The following is a 515-nucleotide window of genomic DNA, read 5'->3' as shown; positions in this document are numbered from 1 at the left end:
TGGTGAACGTAGTTCAGTTGGTAGAGCGCCAGTTTGTGGCACTGGTTGTCGTGGGTTCGAGTCCCATCGTTCACCCCATACAGGGATATCGCCAAGTGGTAAGGCACCACACTTTGACTGTGGTATTCGTAGGTTCGAATCCTGCTATCCCTGCCAAACTTAAGGTTCACTAGCTCAGTCGGTAGAGCACATGACTTTTAATCATGGTGTCCCGGGTTCGATTCCCGGGTGAGCCACCAATTTGATTGAAAATTGTGCAGATGTGGCGGAATTGGCAGACGCACTAGACTTAGGATCTAGCGCCTACGGCGTGGGGGTTCGACTCCCTTCATCTGCACCACAATTAAATTTAAAAAAAGATGCGGAAATGGCTCAATGGTAGAGCGCCACCTTGCCAAGGTGGATGTTGCGGGTTCGAGTCCCGTTTTCCGCTCCAAATATGCGGGTGTAGCTCAATGGTAGAGCCCTAGCCTTCCAAGCTAGTTACGAGGGTTCGATTCCCTTCACCCGCTCCA

General features: G+C 51.3%; 6 tRNA genes. All 6 read left to right on the top strand.

Annotated features, from left to right (window positions below):
- Positions 1–2: 2 nt before the first annotated feature.
- The 6 genes from AC4FQW_RS13315 (at position 3) to AC4FQW_RS13290 (ending at position 515) form a co-directional block, all read left to right on the top strand.
- A tRNA-His gene (locus AC4FQW_RS13315) sits at positions 3–78 on the top strand.
- Between the two features lie 3 nt (positions 79–81).
- A tRNA-Gln gene (locus AC4FQW_RS13310) sits at positions 82–156 on the top strand.
- 7 nt (positions 157–163) lie between these two features.
- Positions 164–239 (top strand) — tRNA-Lys (locus tag AC4FQW_RS13305).
- 17 nt (positions 240–256) lie between these two features.
- Positions 257–340, top strand: a tRNA-Leu gene (locus AC4FQW_RS13300).
- Between the two features lie 21 nt (positions 341–361).
- A tRNA-Gly gene (locus tag AC4FQW_RS13295) sits at positions 362–436 on the top strand.
- 5 nt (positions 437–441) lie between these two features.
- Positions 442–515, top strand: a tRNA-Gly gene (locus AC4FQW_RS13290).

This window comes from Clostridium sp. TJA085 (assembly GCF_058310235.1).
The sequence above is the reverse complement of the archived record's forward strand: the minus strand, read 5'-3'. Positions and strand labels throughout refer to the sequence as shown.